Below are 23,009 nucleotides of genomic sequence, written 5' to 3'. Positions count from 1 at the left end.
GGAATTACCCGAAAGACTCTCTCTTCTTTTTAGTAAACGGATGAATGCAGATTTCTTGTTCCTTTCTCGTGCGAACAAGAGAACATACTTGCGGTAAAAATAGTGAGGCCGGGATACCGGTTACTGCTTTTTCGTGAGGTTATCCAGTTTTATCGTGAAGGTAAGGTTCTCGCCCACCAGGGGGTTGTTGGCATCCCAGGTTATGGTTGTCGGGGTAACGTTGAGAATTGTTATGGTGGTGTACGTATTGGAAACCTTATCGTGAATGGTATAGGTTTGCCCGATTGCAAAGGAGACGTTTGCGATGGGCCCGGTGCGGTTAACCGTCTTGATGCGTCCCGGGTCATACGCCCCATAGGCTTTATTATACGGAATTGTTACCGTTTTTACCTGGTCTTTCGACATCCCGGTAATGGCATCTTCAAACCCGGCAATCACACTTGAGTTACCCAGGGTAAGTTCAAGCGGTGTCCCATTCATGTTCGATTCAAACACGGTGCCGTTCTCAAACGCTTCGGTGTAATACACCGATACCGTATCCCCTTTTGTCGCCCCATGTCCGGTGAGGAAGACAAACGCACATGCCAAGGCAAGGATAATAACGACAGCCACACCAATGGCGATCAGCAGATTTTTTTGTTTCTCCCGCTTCCCGTTATCCGGGATGACCTCCTTTGATTTCAGGGTTTTTCCTTTCTTAGTCCCCGGGGTGTTTCCCGGCACGTCCTTTTTCTCCTTTTCCGGCCCGGATTTTTCCCCCGTGGTTTTTGGGGAGTCTTCTGGTATCTTTGGATCACTCATACTGTTTCACACTCCGTTTCCATCCTGATGCCGTATATCTTCACGTTATATGGGAAAAAGTTCGTGGTCACCATAAGACGGGCCCTTCTCACGACAGACCGCATGCCCGTGACGAAGCTCTTTTGAGATGACGGGCAACCGGAGATTGCTCCTCACCCGACAGATTACATGCCAGTGACACCGGCCACCCTGTTGACGGGGAAAAACAATGCACACCAGGATCTGCCTGCCAATTGTTAAAAAAATACGAGGGGGGCGTTACCGTAAAATAGTAACGATTACCGGTCGTATGAAAAGTCTGCGATTCGCTAAAATATTACGCAAACATCCTGCCTTCCATATCGGAAAGCCTGTGACCGAAATCGAGACGGACTTTGTCAATGGCGACAAGGAAATCCTCCCGGGTGATCGCGGATCTCTCGTTCCTGATGGCGTACATCCCTGCCTCCATGCAGATCGCCCGGAGATCGGCGCCGTTCTTTCCCTCGGTCAGGGTTGCAATCTCGGAAAGAATGACCGATTCATCCATCGCAAGGGACCGGGTATGGACCTTTAAGATGGAGAGCCGCCCCTCTTCGTCCGGCAGCGGGATTTCGATGATCCGGTCGAACCTGCCGGGCCGGAGCAGTGCCTTATCGAGGATATCGATACGGTTTGTGGCCCCGATAATCTTCACGTCGCCCCGGTTCTCAAACCCGTCCATGCCAGCCAAGAGCTGCATAAGGGTACGCTGCACCTCGCGATCGCCCGAAGTATTTGCCTCGGTCCGGGACGCTCCCACTGCATCGATCTCGTCAATGAAGATAATGGTCGGGGCTTTTTTCTTTGCAAGGTCGAAGAGCTCGCGGACGAGGCGGGCTCCTTCGCCGATATATTTCTGGACAAGTTCGCTCCCGACAACCCGCATGAAATGGGCATTTGTCTCGTGGGCGACCGCTTTTGCAAGCAGGGTCTTTCCTGTCCCGGGCGGCCCGTGGAGCAGCACACCCTTCGGGGGTTCGATCCCGATACGGGTAAAGAGTTCGGGGCGCTTTAACGGGAGCTCGACTGCTTCGCGGATCTCGTTTATCTGGTCTTTTAAACCCCCGATGTCCGCGTAACTCTCAAGGGGGGAGTCCACGAGTTCCATGCCGTAGACCTGTGCGTCAAAAGAATTTGGCAGCAGTTCGACAATCGCAAGCGACTGCTGGTTTAACGTGCAGCGTGCCCCGGCCTTCAAATCGTCCGGGTTGATGCTCGGCGAACTCCGCACGAGAAACCTCGGCCCGGCGCTGCTCCGGACAATAACACGGGATGAATCGATCACGTCAACGACGGTCCCGATAATAAGCGGAGGGCACCGGAGCTGTTCGCTCTCGCTCTTGAGTTTCCTGACCTCCCGCTCGTACCGGATCTTCTGGGTCTCGATATAGCGCTTGTCCGCCTCGACCTGCCGGAGCTGCTCCCTGAGCTCAAGGTTGCGTGACTCAAGACTGTTCACCCGGTCGAGCATCTGGATCTCTAGCTCGTGCTTGTCACCCTCGATCTGTTGGAGCTGGTCACGCAGCTGCTCGCTGAGCGTACGATACAGTCTGATGAGCTCTTCAGGGCTCTGCGGTTCGGCTGTATCATGGAGAATATCGGCCATCCCGTTCCTCAAATAGTTATTTAGGGAAATCTGCATATAAAGTGTTGTGAGATTATGCAGTGCGAAATGTGTGGAGAAACGATTCGCGGCATCCCGAAGCTGATCCGTGTAGAAGGTGCGGAACTTCAGGTTTGCGCCCGGTGCGGGAAATTTGGTACCGAGGTTCAGCAGCCCCGGCGTACTGACGTGCAGCAGCCGTCTGCCCGGCCCGCCCAGGGAACCCGGGCCCAGCCGATGATGGTTCCCGCACAGCGGAAACGGGATATGTTCGATTACATGGAGGGCGATATCGTTGAAGACTATGCGGAGCGGATTAAAAACGCCCGCATGGAAAAGGGTCTCTCACAGAAAGACCTCGCCCTGCAGATGATGGAGCGGGAACTGCTCATCAAGAAGATCGAGAAGGGAGACCTGATCCCTGAAGAGGAGGTAAGAAAGAAACTTGAAAAGGTGCTCGGCATCAAGCTCGTCGATGTACTGACAAACGATGCTGAAAAGAAGACACAGGCAAAGATCACAAATACGCTGGGCGACCTGACCGTGATCCGGAAAGCAAAGAAATAAGGCCGGTATTTTCCCGCACTTTTTTTTAACCGGATAGATTTACAGCATTTATGCGGGATATTTTCTCAAATCTGCAGGAATTTTCCCGGTCCTAATGAATTTTCCCCGCCCCTGAATCATCATTTCCCCCTTGAACCCTGCCTTTATTAACACCCGGATCTTCTTCCGGCAGCGCAACCCGTCTTTGCGGTACAACTAATAACCAGATGCCAAAATTATTCATAGACTAAAGAAGAATTAAAATTACTGTATACCAGTTCATGAGCCGATATGATCTCTATTTTGTATGTCGACGATGAGCCCGGCCTGCTTGAGATCGGCAAACTCTTCCTTGAGCGTAGCGGGGAATTTGGCGTTGACATAATTCCTTCAGCCCCGGCCGCACTTACCCTGATGAATACAAAAAACTACGATGCCATTATCTCTGATTACCAGATGCCAGAAATGGATGGTATCGAATTTTTAAAGACGGTAAGGAGGTCGGGAAATGCCATCCCGTTTATTCTTTTCACCGGACGTGGACGGGAAGAGATTGTTATCCAGGCATTAAACGAAGGGGCCGACTTCTATCTCCAGAAAGGCGGAGAACAGCTGTCGCAGTTCACTGAACTTGCACACAAGATCCGTCAGGCTGTTTCGCAGAGACAGGCCGTGGCAAGTATCCGGAGCCATGAGCGTCGTGAAGCGGATATCATCAATTTCCTGCCCGACGCAACCTTTGCTATCGACAAAACGGGAACGTTGATTTCCTGGAACCAGGCAATGGAGGAGATGACCGGGGTAAAAGCGTCTGAGATCCTCGGAAAAGACAATTATGAATGTGCGATTGCATTGTACCACGAACGGCGCCCGATGCTCATCGATCTCCTTCTTGCTCCCGACGAGCAGTTCGAGAAAGACAGGTACCACTATACCATCCACGACAACAGGATGCTGACTGCCGAGACCACCTTTAAAAGACCGGATGGGATTCCGGTCCACCTCTGGGGAAAGGCCAGCCGCCTGTTTGACGAGAACGGACACCTTGTCGGTGCAATCGAGTCCATCCGGGACATCACCGAACGCAAAAATGCAGAGGAGGCATTTGCCGATAACCGGCGGGTGCTTGATACCCTTATGCATAACCTGCCGGGCATGGTCTACCGGTCCCGTAATGATCCTGACTGGACCATGGAATTTGTAAGCGGGGGATGCAAGAATCTTACCGGGTATGATCCCGGGGACCTGATAGACAATCGCGTCGTGTCGTATGCATCCCTCATTGTCCCTGAAGATCGCCAGTACGTATCCGATGAAGTCCGAAAGAGTGTTGAAGGGTTGAATCCTTTCCAGATGGAGTACAGGATCACCGATAAGACTGGCCGGATCCGGTGGATCTGGGAGCAGGGACGCGGAGTTTTCAATGCCCACAACGAACTTGTTGCCCTTGAAGGATACTCTCTTGATAACAGCGAGCATAAGCAGGCAGCAGAGACACTCAGCCAGGCAAACAGGAAGCTCAACCTCCTCTACGGCATCACGCGGCACGATATCAACAACCAGCTTATGGCCCTGAATGGTTTTATCGAATTACTCCACGAGAAGACCCCGGATCCAGCGCTTGATTACTATTTCACCTGGATCATGCAATCGACCGCCCGTATTTCCGCTATGATCGAATTCACCAAAGAGTACGAAGCGATCGGGATCACCGTTCCCGCATGGCAGAACCTACGCACGGTTGTGGACACTACCGCACAGCAGGCGGCGCTCGGAAAGATCCTGGTAAAAAATGATCTTCCTGCCGGAACAGAAGTGTTCGCCGATCCGCTGATTGTCAAAGTTTTCTACAACCTCATAGAAAACGCCGTCCGGCATGGCGGGAAGACCACAACCATCCGGTTCTTCATGGATGACCGTAACGGAGATCATATCCTCGTATGCGAGGATGATGGATTTGGCATCCCGAAAGCGGAGAAGGAAAAGATGTTCAATCGTGGCTTTGGGAAGAACACCGGGCTTGGGCTCTTCCTCGCCCGCGAAATCCTGTCAATTACCGGTATTACCATCACCGAAACCGGGGAACCGGGGACATGCGCACGGTTTGAGATAACCGTACCCCATGGGTTATACCGGCTTTCTGAGGTGCCGTAAGAAGAGGGGTTGTCGAGCGGCAGGTGGGCCGGTTTTCTCACCCATTACCCTGCCGCACGTTACCCATCCGTTGTCAGCCGGAAATACCGGGATATCCCGGAAGAGTTTTGTTCATGTAGGGTTTGCCAAAAGGACCGGGCAGTTATCCTGCTTCCGCCCGGAACCGGGAAAAGTAGTTAAAAAAACCGGGGTTCACACCGGTTGTTCAAAGAACACCGGCTTTTTTAGTCCACACCCGGTTTGCCCGGAGCGCACAGCCGCCGCTTGTTTCTGTAAGCAGCCCGGGCTCCTCGCGGATACGGGAGAGCAGCCGGGAATAAAGGGCATCTTTCAGCGGTACCGTTGCGAGGTTTACATCAGAGAGGGGCGCCGCCGGGCAGGGTTCGAGGTCCCCGGATGGACTGACATGGACAAAGCCCCGGCCTGCGGCAAGACTGCCCCCGTAGATATCTTCGTCGCCGGGAAACCCGATAAAAAGCGCGGGAAATTTCCGGTTAAATAGCGGCAGGGCCGTATTCAGCGTCTTTCTCTGTTCCCGTGTGAGGACAAGGTTTTCCGTGCCAGGTTCCATGGGCACATATTCAACATAGGTGAAAACCCGGGCACCGGTATCGATCATCTGCCGGATAAATGCTTCGTCAGTAACACGGTCAAAATTTTCCCGGGTGGTTGTGACAGAACACCCAAAGAAAATATTTTGTTTTTTAAGGAGCGAACACGAGATGAGCAGCCGGTCATAGACCCCGCTTCCCCTCCGCGTATCGGTATCCTCCCGTAATCCTTCGAAACTCAACACCGGCACAATATTCCGGCATCCGGTGATTTTTGAAGTGAACGTTTCATCGATCAAAAGGCCGTTTGTAAAGAGCGGGAAGAGGATATCCGGATGAGCCCGGGCCATGCGGAAGATCTCCTCCTGCCGCACGAGCGGTTCGCCGCCGGCTATGACTATCACGGACACGCCAAGTTCCGCTGCCTGGTCGACCACAGATGCAAGGGTTTCCGGACTCATCTCCGTTGCCGGTTTTTGCCCCCGCCCCATCATGTAACAGCCGGCACACGCAAGATTGCAGCGCAAGGTGATGCTGATAATCATCACTGCAGGGACGATGAGGCCCTGTTTCTCGTAGTTATTCCGCCGGGCTGATGCTTTCTTCTGGTGCAAAATGATAGACGAACCCGCAAGAAAAAGCGCGGGATCGTCATGGATGATCCGCAATGCCTGGTGCAGGGTGTCCGAGACGGTAGCATTGAAAAGCCGACGATGATTGGTATCATTCATTTCGTTCATGGTTTCACGTTCTCATCCTTGTGTTCAGGATCCGCCGTTTTTGGTTTATCCACATCAGTAACGGGATACGCTGCGACAATTTGCCCGATAAGATCATTACGGGCATTCTGGTCTTCCGCGTCCTTCCCGGCAAGGTTGATCTCGACAACTACCTCGACGCCCCGTGACGTGAGCGCAGTTTTAAGGAGCGTGAGGGCTTCTCCGGGCTGACCACGGTTGGTCACAAAGATCACGGCTCTCTTGCCTTCGCACCCCCTGAGGGCCCGGACCGCTGCATTGATCGCAGGTGCGGGTTTCCATGCCCAGACCGGCGTACCGATGATCAGCAGGTCATACCGGGACACATCGATTTTTTCAGGAACAATCAGGTCGCAGGCACCTTTTCTTGAGCGCAGGACACCCGTCGTGTAGGCAGTAAAGGACGAGTACTCTTTCTGTGTCTTTACCTCAACGAGATCGCAGCCGCAGGCGCCCTGGATCTGCATGGCCACACCCCGGGTCACACCGGTATATGAGTAGAAGACAACGCAGGCGTTCAGTACCCTGTGCTGTGTCGTCTTCCTTACGAGTTCCTTGTCGCACTGCTCCATCACGCTCGCGTACATCAGATCGAAATGCCCGCGAAACTGGACCATCCGTTCGCGGTTGATCGTGTAATAGATGTAGAACCCGTCCCGCCGGGACTCGACAAGCCCCTCGCTCCGAAGTGTTTTCAAGTGCTGGGAGACCGCAGGCTGGGAGATGCCAAGCCGGGCGGCAAGCTCGCTGACCCCGAGTGTCCCGGTCGTATCGGTCGAGAGCAGGTAGATGATCTGGAGCCTTGTAAGATCCCCCAGTGCCTTAAAGGCCCCGGCCATTACGGGGACAATTTCGCAGAGATGGGTGCACTTTTCGCATTTGTTGCAGTGGTCCATGGTACTCTGCATAAGTGTTTGCTTATACACTTATATATTTTTGCCGGGTACCCGCAACCGCGTACATGCCAGGATTCCGGAAAATCAAGGGGACGTTTATTTCTTCACGACAAGGGTGTGCGCTTCCTTATCGACTTTGTAGGATTTCGGGCGTTCGAGCAGATCGAGTGCATTGATCTTCATGTCGATGAGTTCGGAGTAATTGAACGACTCATATGTTTTTTCACCCTTATCCTCCCAGAAAACGACAATCCCGTTCTCCATCTTCCTGCTGCTGACAACATTGTGCATATAGTCCGATCCGGAACGTGAGATAATGAAAGTATCCGTTTCACCGTGCTCCTCGACATCTCGCTTGAGTATCCGCACGGGTGCGGGTTTCAGGCACCATGTTCGCGCCGGGCAAGTGAATCGATTATCGGGTTCGGATTTTTTATTGATGATTTGTCCGGTGTGATTGTGGCAGGAAGTATTCTGATTAAAAAAAAACATCGGGTAATTAGTGTTCCATGTGAAGTTTCAGGATTGCAAGCGAACCAGAAGAGGTTGAGATCACCTTGTCGGCATAACCCCGGACGAGGAAGCAGCCCAGCCGGAGTTGGGCAGATGGATCGGAAAGAATCTCGTCCTCCCCCGGGCGCTTGTCGGTGAGGGGGAGCGGGCTGCCCTCGTACGAGAGTTCAGCATCCAGGTTATACTCATCGAAAGATACCGTGACCTTCACGGGTCCCGATGCTATCTGGTGATCGGTGATAAGCTCGCAGGATTCGGTGAGCGCCATGGCCATCTGCCGGATCACCTCCCTCCTCGCGGCCCACTGTTCGCCCTGGCGTTCCATGAACAGGAATATCTGGTCGGATATCGGGCTTTTCTGATCGATGGTCGTTGTCACACTCTTTTTTATCCCGATCCGCATCACAAGGTTCAGGATAATGGCAGCGATGGTGGCCAGTGAAAGGGCCGAGTCAAAGATCGGACTTATGAATCCGGGAACTCCCTTGTACGCCCCGGGGGTGAGGTAAACGCTGAGCCCGAAGATGAAAGAGATCCCAATAACAAATATCTTCCGGGAATCCAGCATCCTCGTGGAAATCGTCTGGATACCCCCCACGATGATAAAACCGGCAACATAGATCAGGCTTGCCCCGATGACCGGGCCGGGCATGATAAGAAAAACCGTCGCAAGGACCGGCAGGAATGCAAGAACTACCAGGATCCCGCCCGTAACAAAACCGATATACCGGCTCGTCGAGCGTGTGGCAATCGAGAGCCCGATGTTGGACGAGGACCCGGTCTGTCCCATGCCTCCAAAAAGACCGCCGATAGTTGATGCAACCCCGTCCGCAAAGAGCCCGGACCGGACATTCATCATATCCGGCCGCTTCCATTCCGTGTCATTAACACGCTGACAGATTGAGTACTCGCCGACACTTTTTACAAATGTCACAAGACCTGCAACGCAGAACGGAATAAGGAGGGCTGGCTGGAATGATACCCCGAAATAGTGTATGTCGGGAAACGATATGATCGGGGATGCACCAATCTGGCCAAGCGGGTCTGTACCGGCAAGCCCCGTCGCTATGCAGAGCACATACCCAAACGTCATCCCGATAATGAGCGGGAAGAGTTTCAACTGGCCCCGTCCCCATACGGTTATCCCGACAATGACGGCAAGTGTGAGACATGATAAGAGCGTGACCGCAACCGAGGGGGATGAATTCGTGGTGGTCATGCCAAAAAAATTTGGCAAGGCATAGGGCACCACGGTCACCCCAAGCATCATGATGACAAGGCCCGTCACTTCGACCGGGAAGAGGATCCGCAGGCGATGGACAATGCGGGAGAGTGCGACCTGCAATACTCCTGATACAGCGGTCATTCCGCAGAGAAGGGAGATACCACCGGACTGAATGGCAAGGATGGACGCGGAAACAAAATTTGGCCCGTTTACCCGGGGGATGAGATAACCAGATCCGAAATCCCGGTATTTTAGCGACTGGAATATCGTGGATATGCCATTTGCCAGCATCGACATTGAAACAAGGAATGCTGCAGCCCCAACCTCAAGGTTCGTAGCCCGGGCGACAAGGATGGGAAAAATAAATGCAGTTGCGACAATGCCGGTATGCTGCAGGCCGAGCAGGAACAACGTGGGTCCCGGAGGCCTGTCATCAGCAGCATATTCGAGATCCGGTGGACGCATACTTACGGGAAAAGCTGTCGGACTATTATAAAATTTTGATTTAAGGTTAAAGGAAATCTGCCGGATACGGGGGTGGTGATCGGGATGATGATAATGATAATGAGGGGATGCATGAATTCGCCGTAATTCACATATTCTCATTTGGTTAAACCGGGTCTCTTACATCCCGGGTTTTGCCCCGGGTATCTTCACGCGAAATCTGCCAAAGATCCCGGTCATGTTTTGCCTGTCTGCGGGAGAGCTTGCTAAACACATGCCTCATTTCTGCTCCCAACACCACGAGCTGTTCGTCCATTATGGTGCGGGGGGCTGCCATCCAGAGTCGAGATATTTATGAGATTCCCGGTTTCGCTTTCGGGCCCGGGTTTCCCTGGAGATCCGGTTTTGCAAGTTTGGTTGCAGATGGTCTATCGCTGCCTTCAAGAGTGCCGGAGTTTTTGTGTCCCAAAACAGTGACAGTATTTTTGTCCGCGTTCAAGAGCACCGGACAGGTGCCTGTGGGAAAAATCCACCTCTGCTGCATCTCGTCTCACTCCCAAACATCCCGACACTTCCTGTTTCAGCCTGCTGTTTTCCCCCGGGATCCTCTGGTGACCCGGTTGAATCCGGGTCCAATACGGGCTTGGATTACCCGTCACCACCTCCAAAATAAGCCCGTATCGGGCTCCGTTTAAAAATACTTTTAAATCGGGCTTATTTTGGAAATCGGACGAATAAAAACAGACACGCCAATGCGGTTCTTTTGGCCGATCTCGTATCAGGTTGCCACTTATACGATCCGGAAAAAAAAGGCCGCCAGAACGCGGATATGGGGCTGTAAAGGGCACTATATGGGGCCCAATTTGGGCTTTTTTTGAGGAATGGACGATTTATGATGGGTTTTATGGCAAGGGATCGATATTTTCCCGGGATCCTGCTGCCCCTGTCGGCATTTTATTGACAGGCCGGGATTTTTGCCTGCAAAAACGCATCGCGGACTTTGTTGTTTTAACCAATCAATCCCTGCGGATCTTTCCGCCGGGCTTGTGATGAAATCCGGGGAAATTAAATATCCTGAACGTAAAGGTATACAGTATCACCCGGTGAAATAATGTCAAAAGTGTCCATCCTTCTTGTCGAAGATGACAATGTGCTTGCAAAAATCGCGGAGACGCGGCTCCAGAGTCTTGGCTACGATATGTGTGGCAGGGCAACAACCGCAGCAGAAGCGATGGAGATGGTAGTCAATAATAAACCGGACCTTGTTCTTATGGATATCACTCTAAAGGGAAATGTTGACGGCATTGATGCTGCGAATATGATTAAGAACGGATTTTTTATTCCTGTCGTGTATTGTACTTCACATTCTGACGATGCAGTCCTGGAACGGGCAAAAGCCACACATCCGGATGGTTTTATTACCAAACCCTATACGGATACTAACCTGCGTGTCGCAATTGAACTTGCCCTGAAAAAGAAATAAATGGCTCTATAAAAAAACCTGTGCTCATCTTATTTTTCAAAATCTTTTCAAGGATTTTAAAAAAAACTCTTTTTGTACGATCCGTGATCGGTTTTTCCATCGTAGATATTACAACGAATCCTGCATTTTTCCGGGTTCAATACTTCTCTAAATTTTCCTTTGCAAACATCAGAATTTTTTAATAGGACTTGCCGAAGCGATTCCCGGTCCATTGGGGATACCCCCTCCTGCCAGCCCGGGGTGGCACCCCCCACTCCCAAAAATGAGAGGTACCCTGACCCCCCGACCAATTTTTTAAATGCATGATACCCCCACCCCCCTGTCCGGGCATACGTGGGGCCCTACCCCCCCTTTTCCGGCATTTTCAAAACCTGTGCTTCGTGTGGAGTTATCGTCTGAAGGTATATTTTGCCGGCCGATTGCTTGGGGGGGTAGGGGCCTCTTTTCTTGCTAGGGGGGTACCCCCCTCTCCCAAAAATGAGAGGTACCCTGACCCCCGACCGATTTTTTAAAAACATGATACCCCCACCCCCCTCTTGTGGCCCGGAGGTGGGGGGGCTGTCAAAAAAGATACTTCCGCTTCCAGATCTGGCTTATACGAATTTTTGGTGGTTGTTCATCCAACTTGAAAATAGAGAAGTACTGGGGTTTATCAAAATCCTCTTTTTAAATAAATTATGAGGGTGACCCCAGATCCCCCTTAAAATCCCGGCTCCGGGTTACGGAGATCGAAATCAACGTGCTCCTCACGCTCTAACAAACAATTTTGATATTTTTATTTCGGATTCCCCGTGTAGATTTCTACAAGCGCCGGATACCTCAAAAAAATGAGGTGTGGCCGGGCCCTGTCGTTTGAGGGGAGGGATCATAACCTTTTGCCAGGGATAACCCGTGGGGAAAACCAGGTCTCAAAACCGGTAATGTACCAGGATTTTACTGCACACCGGCGAACCGGTACATCCCATTTTGTGCCGTTATCTCGAACCGTGCTCCTTTGCCCGGCTCCCCGGTTTCCTTAATCGTGAGATCCGTCAGGGAAAGGATCTCCCGGACAAGGAACAACCCAAATCCGGTATTTTTCCCGAATCCCCGCTCGAATATCCGTTCTTTTTCATCAGCAGCAACGCCAATCCCGTTGTCCTCCCATACTACAATGAGATCGTCGCCTTCCTTTTGAGACGATACCCGGATTTCGGTTACGTGTTCCCCGTGCCGGGTTGAGTTGTCAAGGAGGTTTGTAAAGACCTTCTCAAGCATCGGGTCGGCAAATACCCTTACACCCTGCACATCTGCATTCAGGGTAATCGTTGACGGGACCTGCGAACGGGGCATCACGGTGTCCAGTGCAATCCACTGCGGCTCATGGGTGCCAAGATCCCGGTAGACCCGGGTAAATTCGATCTGGGACCGGATTGCTGCTGTGGCGGACTCCACCTTTTTCAGGTATTCGACCTGTGTGGGATCCCCGGATTTCATCTCCGCGATTTTCAGGTACCCAAGGACAACTGAGATTTTGTTGAGGATGTCGTGCCGGGTGATGCTGGTAAGCAGGTTCAGCTGGCGGTTCGCATTACGGAGGGCATCCACAGTTCGTCTTCGTTCAGTGATATCATGGCAGATACCCTGAATCGCAACAACCCTGCCCCCGACATCATGTACCAGTGAAAGACTCTGCGAATACCACCGCCATGTGCCGTTCTTGTGCTGTATCCGGAATTCAATCCCGCTTTTCTTTTCTCCCGTCAGGATAGTCTGCCGGAAGACTTCACGATTATGGGGTATATCATCGGGATGAACAAAGGCAATTGCGGATTTTCCGACGACGTCTCCGGGATCATATCCCAATAATTCAGTACACTTCGGGGAGACATAGGTAAGAATACCCTCGGGCGTCAGTGAAAATACGATCTCATTTGCATTCTCCACAAACGAGCGGAACTTCTCCTCGCTCTCGTGGAGTAACTCTTCGGCTTTCTTGCGTTCGGTGATGTCGCGGGCAATGGCAAGTACAACGTCGTGTCCCTTGATCTGGAATTTATGGGAACTGACCTCAACCGGATGAGTACTCCCGTCTTTTCGTCGATGTACAGACTCAAAGGTTATCGGTTTATCATTGAGCAGAGCTCTCGTGTTGCGTAACTGGAACGTCTCGAAAATTTTTTCTGGTACGATATCCCCGGGGGACATCTGCATGAACTCTTCTTTTGTATATCCCAGCCATTGCGTGGCTTGATCATTAACCAGGAGATACTTCCCGGGACCCTCTGACGATATCTCGTGGAGGAATATCGCGTCGTTTGCATTATTGAAAACTTCACGGAAAAGATTCTCGCTCTCGTGGAGTGCCTCTTCTGCCAGCTTACGCGCATTGATGTCAACATGGGTGCCGATTATACGGAGTGCGCGGCCCCCGGCGTCGCGGCTGACCGCCCTTCCACGGGTCAGTACCCATTTCCATGAACCGTCTTTTCCCTTCAGGCGGTACTCATCCTCAAAACTCTGGCAGCGGTTTTCAACGCAGTCCTGGTTGATGGAGAGGACACGTTCTTTGTCGTCGGGATGGATGAACGTAATCCACCCCTGAAAAATTGGGATGAACTCGCCAGGCTCATAGCCGAGCATCCGGTAGTAGTTAGGGCTCAGATAACCAGTTCCGGTTGTGACATCCGCGTCCCAGAGGCCATCACTGCTCGCTTCCATGGCAAGGCGGAACCGCTCCTCACTCTCCTCAAGCGCGTCCTCAACCCGTTTGCGTTCGGTGATATCGTTACCAATCGAAAGCAGTCCGGTAACGATCCCTTCATCGTTGTGGATCAGTTTATTTGTCCAGGAGATCCAGACACGCTCACCATTCTTTTTGATATTATCATGTTCATAGCGTCCATATTGATCCGGATTGTGTTTCATATCTTCCAAAATTTGTCGTCTGTCAGTTCCTGAAATATACTCTGCAGGCACGATGGTATCGTAGATTCTTTTTCCCAGCACCTCGCTTTCGGTATAGCCAAAAAATTGCTGGGCAAACTCATTAAAAAAGACGATCTTCCCCTCTTTATCCGTCTTTACTATGATGCTGTTTGCATTTTCTACCAGTTCACGGTATTTTATCTCGCTGATCCTGAGTTCACTGCGGGCTTTTTTATGGTTGTTTATCTCTTTTTTCAGATGGTCATTTGTTTTTTGCAACTCTTTTGAGCGTTCGTCAACCAGTTCTTCAAGGTGCTCGCGGTACTCTGTGAGTTCGGTTATATCTTCTGTGAGGAGGGAAACCCCGTTATCGCCGGATTCAAACACCGTAGGAATGCATTTTATTTTTAAAACATGCTCCTTTCCCTGCAAGATTATCCGGGTCTCAAAAGTACTCTCATGGAATCCCAGGGCTCTCTTTAACTGCAGTATAATGGAGGGATCAAAATACCCGGCAATGGGGGAAAAATCGACCCTCTGTCCCACCAAATCCCTTTTTTCCAGCGCGAAAAACCCGAGCAGGGCATTATTTGCATCGATAATAGTGAGATTGTCATCCATGACCAGCAGATGGGAGGTCGAAAAATTCAGGATTGTGGAGAGGGGGATTCTCTGGCAGGGATAAAAGACCTTAGAGGGGCCGAGAATCCGCATCTCTGCCTGACCGTATGCAAGCAGCATATTGAGGTATTTTGAGGTTGAGATCCGGTTTAAGGCCAGTTGTTTTGACATCTCTGCGATCGTGATCCCTTTCGGGTATGTTTTAAGAACGTCTCTGACCCGGTCGATCTCTGTATTTCCCATCAGGTAACCCTCGTAATTTCTTATATGTAAATTTTATTGTAGGTCTACGGGGTTATACAATACAGCGTACATCAAGTACTCCTGATTTTCCATCAACATTCAAGGGACTACCGGGTTACAAATCTGCAAACCCATTCTGTTCCCGGAAAAATCAGGAATGTTGACTGATTATCGCCCTGTCCCGGTCCCCGATCACCGGTCCCGCCGTTACCGGGTCGACGACCCGGGCCAGCACCCGTCCGGCCAATCGCGATAAATACCCCCGAAGGACTTCCTTTGGTTAATTATCTCTTTACGGGTAGTATACAGTAAGGAGAGAATGTATCTTAAATCTTTTTGCCGGCGGTAAAACCCGGTTCCGGGTCTGGTTTTTACCAGAGCCACGTGTTCCGGATTTTATGAGAAAAAATTTTAGGGAAATTACATTACATTTTTCTGATCTTTTCTGCCAGTTGCAGTGCTTTGTCTTTCCCGATGAGGAGACCTGCTGATGTCTCGACCCATTTTGCAAGATCCGGGAGATGCGACTGTTCGATATTTTCAAACACAAGACCGTTCATGTGGGAAACTGTCTGACGTTGCAGGAATTTTAATGAAGCCGGTCCAAGGTACGTGGTTGTTTCCTTGACGATTCTATCTGAAAGAAGGCTCATTTCAACCTCGACCCTTACTTCTCATCGGTATCCATCATGATCTTTAAGCTTGCCACCATCCGGGAGAAGGAATCTGCCAGTTCTCCAATCTCGTCCTTTCTCCTGACATTTACCGTGACACTGGTATCGCCCATGCTGATCTTGTTTGCTGTTTCATTCAGGGAGTTGATATCACGGATGAGCGAACGGGCGAAGAGGGCGATGAGGATCCCGGCGATCAGTGCTGATACAGCGATGATCAGATAGATCGTGTTGCCGATAAAGTTCTGCCGTTCAATTACCTTGTCGGCTTTCATGTCAACGCCAAGGACCGCGACAACATTGCCTTTTGAATCCTTGATCGGTGCGACTCCCGAGAGGAATGTTCCCCATGCGTCAGTGTAAATCCCGGGCGTTGCGGTCGGGGCTGAAAAACCATCCTGGATCGTGCTGGAAAAATCTGAATTATAAACTTCCCCGATGTGAGCTGCATCGGACTCCGTGCCCCATTCATCATCAACAACAAAGACGATATCATTACCGGACTTTTTCATGATGTAGGCATTGGTGATATCTGAACTGGTGCTCCTCATGTTGACCAGTTTATCCCGTTGTGCAAGGAACGCCGGTGTAGTCTCATCTCCCTTGTTTAAAAGGACAATAGAATCTCCATCGATCTGTGTCGCCATCACGCCGGCTACCTGCGTGAGTTCGTCACGCATTGATTCTTTTAAGGCATCCTTTGTGGCACCATACGTATAGATAAAGGTCAGTCCTGAAATGAGTAGAATCAGGATAATAAAACTCGCGGTCAGTTTTGTCAGTATGCTATTTTTTAATGCAACCATAGTATCACACTCAAATAATTATTTAAGACAGGATAACAATGTCAGGATCTGCCTGCCGGTATTACCTGCCGAGTTGAATTTTTAATTTAGATTCTTGTAATTAATAGTATTTAAAATTCCAAGATTTGAACCGACGGATATTTGTAAAATCATATTACATTCCGGAGAGCATTTTTTACATTGTTGAAATCTTTTTTTAATAGAGAGAAGGCCCTCCTCTTCGCGTCAGGTTTTCCCCCGGGAGGACAGGTGGTGCGAAAAGGAGGGGAATTAAATTACTTATTTTTTGTTTTCTGCAGAACCAATTATTCTGCATTTTTTCACAGGAGAACGTATGTATTTTAACAGGGTATACCGGGATGGACAAAAAAGAATTTTTACCCCCATGCCCGTAATCGTCCCTGCACGCCCCTGCCCGGGAAATCAAGGGAATGGGAAAATGCAGTTATGACCCGGCTGATATCGTTACTTTTAGATCCTTCACGAATATTTTTTTTGGTGCCGGTCCTCCGGCATGATCCCGTGATGCACAACCAGAGTATGCAGCGGATCCAGCAGGGGACGCCGGTCGATGTAAAAAAAGTGTCCCATGCCGGGAAACTTGAAAACTGCCGGGTTTTTAGGATCCTGATTATAAAAAAATAGTGCCGGATTGCTGGCAGATCCGGAAAATCTGTTCTTTGTCATGAAATTTTAATAAAAAAAACTCCAGATGATAGAGCAGGCAAATGAAAATTAAATCTGGAGTGCAAAATTTTCATTGCTTTGGTGCGAAGTCTTTGGCTTCATGCGGTTTTTTTTCGTAAAATTTCCCGTTTTGCTGACACCGGAGTGTCCAAACGGGGTGGCAGAGTTTTTTTGGTATTCCCAAAAAAAGGGCCCCGTTACATCACAACCCTTGTCACAACACCGTGGATCTTTTCCGGGGGAAGAGAATAGAACTGGACAAACGGCGGAGAATTCTTTTTGATAATCGCGTAGAGCCCCCAGAGAGGAGAGTCACTGACAACATTTTCAACGCCGTAGAAGATTGTCTTCTCGTCAATTCCCCGCTCTTTTAAGAGGGCTACCACGTCCACAATTTCCATGTAACCGGCAGTGACCGTGAAGACATGGATGCCCGGGGCAAGATTCGTATCAAAATCCGTGGTCACGCCAAACGGCTTTTCGGTAACCTTAATCGAGACGAAGATATTGTTTTCATACATAATTTCGTTCTGGAAAAAAACCTGGGAAATATAGGGCGGCAGGTTCCTGACATCTCCGATAAAATAGAGTGCAGTCCCCCGTATTTTCGCGAAGGTGGCGAAATTTTTCCGGTACCGGGGGAGAAACTCTTCCAGCGGGAGGGATTTTTGCATCGCGTGGAGCTTCTCCTGCCCGACAATGAACGTGACAATGACGATGAGCGGGATGGCGGCAATAACAAACGACCAGAACGCACCGTGCGGGATCTTAAAAAGCGTAGAGATGAAGAACAAACCGTCAACGATGATGAGCACCCCGGAGATTACCATCTTCAATGGTTTGTGCTGGTACAGGAAAATGATCGCCATCAGGAGCGCGGAGATTGCCATCGAACCTGAAACGGCAAGGCCATACGCGGACGCTAAGTTCTCCGATGAGCGGAATTCAAACATCACCACGAGCACTGCGGCAAGCAGCAGCCAGTTGACTGCATCGATATAGATCTGGGACCGCAGTTCAGATGAGGTATACTCGACCTTCATTTTAGGGATGATGCGGGTGGTCATGCCCTGGTAGACAATCGAAAACATCCCGGAGATCATCGCCTGCGATGCAATGACCGTGGCACCGATGCTCAGGATAAGGAAGGGGACATAGATGATTGGGCTGATGGTATTGATCATCGCGAAGAGGACGTTGTGAGTAGTACCGGTCTGGAGGATAAACGCCCCCTGTCCGAGATAGCTGAGCAAAAGTGCCGGGAAGACGACGATCCAGCCTTTGACAATCGGTTCCCTCCCGAGGTGTCCCATGTCGGCATAGAGTGCTTCTCCCCCGGTGATACAGAGTATCACAGCGGACATGACAATAAGCGATGCCCAGCCGTTTTCGAGAATAAATCCCAGGGCAAATGTCGGGCTTAACGCAAAGAGTACCTGAGGGGCGCCGATAATCGAGAACGCGCCGGATACCGCGAGGGCGCTAAACCAGATCACCATGACCGGCCCAAAGGCCCATGCTATGCGGTCGGTCCCCCGCTTCTGGAAGAAAAAAAGCCCGATGGCAATAAGGGCAGCGATGAGCAGGATCACCGCCCCGCCCATATCTTCACACCCGGGGATCAGCAGAATGCCTTCTACTGCAGAGAGGATGCTGATCGCCGGTGTAATCACGCCATCCCCGATGAAAAGTGCGATCCCGACGATTGTGAGGACAGATACCACCGATGCGAGGATACCGGGCTTCAACAGGGAATCAAGGATCGTTTTGAGAACGATCGTCCCCCCTTCACCCTTATCGGAGAGTGACATGGCAAGCCAGATGTACTGGACGGTGATGATGGTAAACAACGTCCATGTTACAAGAGAGACGAGGCCCAGAATATTTCCCGTTGTCGGCAGCAGGAAGAGCAGGATTGCTCCGACCGTGTAGATGGGGCTTGTGCCGATATCCCCAAACACAAGACCGAGGGACTTGACGATTTTCGATGATGAAGTCCCCGTCTCGGTCATTACCTGTACTCTTCACCCAAAAGGGGTAAAACTTTTTGATTGGTGGTGCCGGGCGTTATTTCGCCTTCCATGCTCTGTTAAAAAAACCGGTACGAATAATTATGCTTTCCGTGCGGCATGTGAGGGAACAGGGTGTAATCACGAATAAAGTGTACCGGGAACTTGCCGGTGCAATTGATCGGACTGCTCTTTTGAGACCTGAATGATCTTTGCATTACGGGTATTTTCCTGAAATGGGATAAGAAGGGCAGGGCTACTTGAGTATGTCCCTGGCGAAAAAGAATCCCGACATTCCGCGGAGTTGTCATATTTCCTCATTTTGGATCCCTCGTCGACAAATCCCGTTTTTCCACACCTTATTTTTCGGGAAAAATCGCCACGTCGGAAAAAAACGACCTTCATATTCGCGTTCTGGCGGCCTTCCCAGGTGCCGGATGGGTAAAACAAGGTAGCGAAAACCGTCCCGGTTCCAGGGCCATTAATAGCCATTGGGAGAGGTCGAAATCGGCCGCATTTTGGCAAACAGAGCGATATACAGGCATATTTTCCACACGAACAGAAAAAAAGGATTTCGCGGGGATTTCTGGCAGAGGCCCGGGTAGGAAACCGTGAAAAGAAGCCCAATTTGGGCGTATTTTTCATCAGGGTTTGGATCCATGATCCCTATCTCTCTAAAAGGGGGTACCCCCAGGGATCGGGAATCGCTTCGGGAAGTCCTGTTAAAAAAATTCTGATGTTTGTAAAGGAAAATTTAGAGAAGCACGGGAACCCTTAATGGGTATCAGGAGTTCTTTAGTTCTTGGATCTTTTGGTCGAATACAAATACGTAAGACCTAAATTACATCAAATCTTATCCCTTTTTAAAAATAATTCATTCGAATTAATGAGGGCTGGGTGCTTTGATTGATACTTGTGACGACGGGTAGGCCGGATTTCAGGGACTTCCATAGGGAAACGAAAAGCGGGATGCATGTGGACTATTATCCGGTAATTTCGAATGCGCTGTCGGCGCTCCTTCCCGTTGCCCATCAACCGATCGGACACCGTGCGCGGATATTTTGTTTGCCGGTATAACCCGGTTTGCCGCAGGTGTCTGCATGAAATTCCTGACAATAAAAAGGTTTAACGGGAAACTGATTCTCCTTCTCATTATCCTGGCATTTGTCGGGATACCGTCCGTAAGTGCATATGATGACACTATTATCGGATTCCGGTGGAACACTTCAGATTCGTCCCCCCGGTTGTACCAGATAGATGCAACCGGGGAGGTAATCGCTAACAAACCGGCGACATTCTGGAATAACGACTGGAATATTACCGCCAACATGAAAACGGTTGTGGTAAATGCAAGCAACACTACGCCCGTTCTCTATGGAACGAACAATCGTGGTGACGGATTAGATTTAAACGGCACCTACGGGGATGTGATGGTAGAGATCCCGGTCTTTTATACGAAGAGTACCTTTGAGAACGGGAATTTCTCTTACTGGATTTCTCCGTTGCCCTCAGCCGGATTTGCTGTAGCGCCGATGTTCAACCAGCGGGGTACGGGAACCAATGCGGGCACAGCAGCGCCCTACTACTATGTAGGCAGATACGATGCAAATCTGACAGGTAGTAAACTCCAGAGTGCAACCGGAAAAGCGCCGGCTGTTTCAATAACTATCAATCAGGCACGAACGTATGCTGAAAATAAAGGTGCCGGGTGGGGTATAACCAACATCTGGACGTTATCCGGGCTTCGGCAACTGTTCTATACCGAAATGCTTACCTTAGACAGTCAAACAGCATGGACCGGGTCGAGAGGAATTGTTGATGGAAATTCCGCCGTCTTTATCAGTGGTGCGGACGGCATCGACACAGCAATCTATACAATTAATGCCACGGGTAACGGGACGGGTCTCAATGGTAAGACTCCGGTATCCTATCGGGGTATTGAAAACCTGTGGGGTAATGTATGGCAGTTCCAGGATGGGTTTACCGCAATAAAAGGAGCTAACAACGTATCGGTAATCAACGCAACCGGATTGGGATTAACCGGTCAGAAAACAACATTTGCCATTCCGTTAGGTGCAAATGACGGTCAATCTGTCGGGGAACTTCTTATAGCTGATGGAAACCAAACGAATTTACTGAATACTGATGTTGCCCGGCCGTTATTCCTGCCATCAGCAGTTGGCGGTAGTTCCACGACGTATTTATCTGATTATTATTATTATCCAAGGTCTATTTCTGCTGCCGATCCAAATATTCTGCTTTCGGGCGGCTCTTGGGCTGCTGCCGGGCTTGCGGGGGTCGGGGCTCTGGGTACGATTACTTATGCCTCGGATTCCCTTTCGAGTGTCGGCGCGCGCCTTGAGTTCAGACGGAGTGCGGCAGCCCCGACGGTAACCGTAATCGATCCAAATTCTGGAGTCAACACCGGTTCAGTAACCGTCACAATAACCGGTACGAACTTCCAGACCGGTAGCGCAACAACCCTTAACCTGACCCGGGCCGGCCAGGCTACCATAACCGTGACCGATCTCACCCCGGCATCGACAACATCGATAACCGGTGTATCGCTCCCGATATCCGGGGCTGCCGCCGGGATCTGGAATGTAACTGTCATCAACCCGGATGGCCAGGAGAGTGGGAACCTCACCACCTTCACGGTCACACCACCACCTCCGGTTGCATCGTTCTCCGCCACGCCAAACCACGGCAACATGCCATTATCGGTCTCCTTCACGGACGAATCCACCGGGGGCACTCCGACCGGCTGGGCCTGGTATTTCGGCGACGAGAATTATTTGGGCACGGTTTGGACCAGGCAGACTTCAAGCGCTGCGTGGCCGGCACGGTACATGCATACCAGCGTAGTATTACCCGACGGAAGCATCATCCTCATGGGGGGGTATTCTAGCACCTACTTGGACGATACATGGCGTTCTACCGATCAGGGAAAGACCTGGACCGAGCAGAATTCCAGTTCCGGGTGGGAGGCACGGGACGGTCATACGAGCGTAGCGTTACCGGATGGAAGTATCGTCCTCATGGGGGGGCGTAGTACCAGCACCTATTATAACGACACGTGGCAGTCTACCGATCAGGGAAAGACCTGGACCGAGCAGAATTCCAGTTCCGGGTGGGAGGCACGGTATGATTCTACGAGTGTAGCGTTACCGGATGGTAGCATCGCCCTCATGGGAGGGTATAGTCCCAACATCGGTTATTGTAACGATACGTGGCGGTCTACCGATCTTGGGAAGACCTGGACCGAGCAGAATTCCAGTTCCGGGTGGGAGGCACGGTATGGTTCTACGAGTGTAGCGTTACCGGATGGTAGCATCGTCCTCATGGGGGGGCGTAGTACCATCCCCTATAATAACGACACGTGGCGGTCTACTGATCAGGGAAAGACCTGGACCGAGCAGAATTCCACCGGGTGGGGAGGCCGGCTTAGCCCTGCAAGTGTAGCGTTACCCGACGGGAGTGTCATCCTCATGGGGGGCAGGGCTAGTAGCAATTATAACGACACCTGGCGCTCGACCGATCAGGGGGAGACATGGACCGAGCAGACTTCAAGCGCTGCGTGGCCGGCACGGTACAGGCATACCAGTGTAGCATTATCCGACGGAAGCATCGTTCTTATGGGGGGGTGGTCTGGCAGCGATCCGTATAATGACGTATGGCGCTTTGTGACCGCAAACGCAACGCAGAGCCCGGTCCATACCTACACGGCCGCAGGCACGTATACGGTCGCACTCCAGGATTACAACGCAGGGGGGTACAACAGCACCCTCAAATCCGGGTATATCATCGTCACCACGTCGACGACACCCACGATCACCTCAATTAATCCGAATTCCGGAACCAACACCAGTTCAGTAACCGTCTCAATAACCGGTACGAACTTCAACACGACCGGGACAACTACCGTTAACCTGACCCGGGCCGGACAGGCTAACCTGACCGTAACCGGTCTCACCCCGGCATCGACAACATCGATAACCGGTGTATCGCTCCCGATATCCGGGGCTGCCGCCGGGATCTGGAACGTAACTGTCATCAACCCGGACGGA

The 23,009-nt window shown here is 51.0% G+C and carries 15 protein-coding genes; 5 read left to right on the top strand and 10 right to left on the bottom strand.

The features are described from left to right. Positions 1-120: 120 nt before the first annotated feature. The gene (locus WCX19_RS12480; RefSeq protein WP_373008621.1) at positions 121-801 is read right to left on the bottom strand and encodes a peptidylprolyl isomerase; all 681 of its coding nucleotides are present in this window, start codon (positions 799-801) and stop codon (positions 121-123) included. Between the two features lie 316 nt (positions 802-1,117). Beyond that, positions 1,118-2,293 (bottom strand): proteasome-activating nucleotidase, encoded by a 1,176-nt coding sequence (locus tag WCX19_RS12475; RefSeq protein WP_373008633.1) that lies wholly within the window; start codon positions 2,291-2,293, stop codon positions 1,118-1,120. Positions 2,294-2,482: 189 nt separating this feature from the next. On the opposite strand from WCX19_RS12475, the gene WCX19_RS12470 reads away from it, so the two are divergent. Continuing rightward, on the top strand, positions 2,483-2,992 hold the full coding sequence (locus WCX19_RS12470) for a multiprotein bridging factor aMBF1 (RefSeq protein ID WP_373008619.1): 510 nt from the start codon (positions 2,483-2,485) through the stop codon (positions 2,990-2,992). A gap of 270 nt (positions 2,993-3,262) precedes the next feature. Continuing rightward, positions 3,263-5,125: a PAS domain-containing protein gene (locus WCX19_RS12465; protein WP_373008617.1), complete on the top strand. Its 1,863-nt coding sequence runs from the start codon at positions 3,263-3,265 to the stop codon at positions 5,123-5,125. A 205-nt stretch (positions 5,126-5,330) separates the two neighbouring features. On the opposite strand, the gene WCX19_RS12460 is transcribed toward WCX19_RS12465, so the two are convergent. The 4 genes from WCX19_RS12460 to WCX19_RS12445 form a co-directional block, all read right to left on the bottom strand. Further along, positions 5,331-6,416 (bottom strand): radical SAM/SPASM domain-containing protein, encoded by a 1,086-nt coding sequence (locus tag WCX19_RS12460; protein ID WP_373008615.1) that lies wholly within the window; start codon positions 6,414-6,416, stop codon positions 5,331-5,333. Beyond that, positions 6,413-7,330: a metalloregulator ArsR/SmtB family transcription factor gene (locus tag WCX19_RS12455; protein ID WP_373008614.1), complete on the bottom strand. Its 918-nt coding sequence runs from the start codon at positions 7,328-7,330 to the stop codon at positions 6,413-6,415. Before WCX19_RS12455 ends, WCX19_RS12460 begins: the two co-directional genes overlap by 4 nt. Positions 7,331-7,426: 96 nt before the next feature. After that, a complete protein-coding gene (locus WCX19_RS12450; RefSeq protein WP_373008612.1) occupies positions 7,427-7,621 on the bottom strand; it encodes a hypothetical protein in 195 nt (64 codons plus the stop codon). A 208-nt stretch (positions 7,622-7,829) separates the two neighbouring features. After that, the gene (locus tag WCX19_RS12445) at positions 7,830-9,533 is read right to left on the bottom strand and encodes a solute carrier family 23 protein (protein WP_373008610.1); all 1,704 of its coding nucleotides are present in this window, start codon (positions 9,531-9,533) and stop codon (positions 7,830-7,832) included. A 1,090-nt stretch (positions 9,534-10,623) separates the two neighbouring features. Here WCX19_RS12445 and WCX19_RS12440 point away from each other — a divergent pair. Further along, the gene (locus WCX19_RS12440; RefSeq protein WP_373008608.1) at positions 10,624-10,995 is read left to right on the top strand and encodes a response regulator; all 372 of its coding nucleotides are present in this window, start codon (positions 10,624-10,626) and stop codon (positions 10,993-10,995) included. Between the two features lie 933 nt (positions 10,996-11,928). Here the strand turns inward: WCX19_RS12440 and WCX19_RS12435 are convergent. The 3 genes from WCX19_RS12435 to WCX19_RS12425 all read right to left on the bottom strand — a co-directional run bounded on the left by WCX19_RS12435 (position 11,929) and on the right by WCX19_RS12425 (position 16,246). Continuing rightward, positions 11,929-14,766 (bottom strand): PAS domain S-box protein, encoded by a 2,838-nt coding sequence (locus tag WCX19_RS12435; RefSeq protein WP_373008606.1) that lies wholly within the window; start codon positions 14,764-14,766, stop codon positions 11,929-11,931. A gap of 425 nt (positions 14,767-15,191) precedes the next feature. Beyond that, positions 15,192-15,419 (bottom strand): hypothetical protein, encoded by a 228-nt coding sequence (locus WCX19_RS12430; protein ID WP_373008604.1) that lies wholly within the window; start codon positions 15,417-15,419, stop codon positions 15,192-15,194. Between the two features lie 14 nt (positions 15,420-15,433). Beyond that, positions 15,434-16,246, bottom strand: coding sequence for a HAMP domain-containing protein (locus tag WCX19_RS12425; RefSeq protein WP_373008602.1), 813 nt, complete (start codon positions 16,244-16,246; stop codon positions 15,434-15,436). A gap of 447 nt (positions 16,247-16,693) precedes the next feature. Between WCX19_RS12425 and WCX19_RS12420 the strand changes: the two genes are divergently transcribed. Continuing rightward, on the top strand, positions 16,694-16,891 hold the full coding sequence (locus tag WCX19_RS12420; protein ID WP_373008600.1) for a hypothetical protein: 198 nt from the start codon (positions 16,694-16,696) through the stop codon (positions 16,889-16,891). 239 nt (positions 16,892-17,130) lie between these two features. Here the strand turns inward: WCX19_RS12420 and WCX19_RS12415 are convergent, their stop codons facing one another. After that, positions 17,131-18,945, bottom strand: a complete 1,815-nt coding sequence (locus WCX19_RS12415; RefSeq protein ID WP_373008598.1) for a KUP/HAK/KT family potassium transporter — start codon at positions 18,943-18,945, stop codon at positions 17,131-17,133. A gap of 1,097 nt (positions 18,946-20,042) precedes the next feature. On the opposite strand from WCX19_RS12415, the gene WCX19_RS12410 reads away from it, so the two are divergent. Continuing rightward, positions 20,043-23,009 (top strand): kelch repeat-containing protein (locus WCX19_RS12410; RefSeq protein ID WP_373008596.1); only part of this gene is annotated, 2,967 nt, incomplete at its 3' end.

The sequence above is a fragment of the Methanoregula sp. genome (assembly GCF_041663825.1).
Taxonomy (GTDB): Archaea; Halobacteriota; Methanomicrobia; order Methanomicrobiales; family Methanospirillaceae; genus Methanoregula.
The sequence above is the reverse complement of the archived record's forward strand: the minus strand, read 5'-3'. Positions and strand labels throughout refer to the sequence as shown.

Excerpts from the sequence above, each read along its gene's own strand:
- WCX19_RS12440 (WP_373008608.1), top strand. The coding sequence starts at position 10,624 with ATGTCAAAAGTGTCCATCCTTCTTGTCGAAGATGACAATGTGCTTGCA.
- WCX19_RS12455 (WP_373008614.1), bottom strand. The coding sequence starts at position 7,330 with ATGGACCACTGCAACAAATGCGAAAAGTGCACCCATCTCTGCGAAATT.
- WCX19_RS12450 (WP_373008612.1), bottom strand. The coding sequence starts at position 7,621 with ATGCACAATGTTGTCAGCAGCAGGAAGATGGAGAACGGGATTGTCGTT.
- WCX19_RS12415 (WP_373008598.1), bottom strand. The coding sequence starts at position 18,945 with ATGACCGAGACGGGGACTTCATCATCGAAAATCGTCAAGTCCCTCGGT.
- WCX19_RS12425 (WP_373008602.1), bottom strand. The coding sequence starts at position 16,246 with ATGGTTGCATTAAAAAATAGCATACTGACAAAACTGACCGCGAGTTTT.
- WCX19_RS12480 (WP_373008621.1), bottom strand. The coding sequence starts at position 801 with ATGAGTGATCCAAAGATACCAGAAGACTCCCCAAAAACCACGGGGGAA.
- WCX19_RS12475 (WP_373008633.1), bottom strand. The coding sequence starts at position 2,293 with ATGCTCGACCGGGTGAACAGTCTTGAGTCACGCAACCTTGAGCTCAGG.
- WCX19_RS12430 (WP_373008604.1), bottom strand. The coding sequence starts at position 15,419 with ATGAGCCTTCTTTCAGATAGAATCGTCAAGGAAACAACCACGTACCTT.
- WCX19_RS12435 (WP_373008606.1), bottom strand. The coding sequence starts at position 14,766 with ATGGGAAATACAGAGATCGACCGGGTCAGAGACGTTCTTAAAACATAC.
- WCX19_RS12470 (WP_373008619.1), top strand. The coding sequence starts at position 2,483 with ATGCAGTGCGAAATGTGTGGAGAAACGATTCGCGGCATCCCGAAGCTG.
- WCX19_RS12460 (WP_373008615.1), bottom strand. The coding sequence starts at position 6,416 with ATGAACGAAATGAATGATACCAATCATCGTCGGCTTTTCAATGCTACC.
- WCX19_RS12465 (WP_373008617.1), top strand. The coding sequence starts at position 3,263 with ATGATCTCTATTTTGTATGTCGACGATGAGCCCGGCCTGCTTGAGATC.
- WCX19_RS12420 (WP_373008600.1), top strand. The coding sequence starts at position 16,694 with ATGACCCGGCTGATATCGTTACTTTTAGATCCTTCACGAATATTTTTT.
- WCX19_RS12445 (WP_373008610.1), bottom strand. The coding sequence starts at position 9,533 with ATGCGTCCACCGGATCTCGAATATGCTGCTGATGACAGGCCTCCGGGA.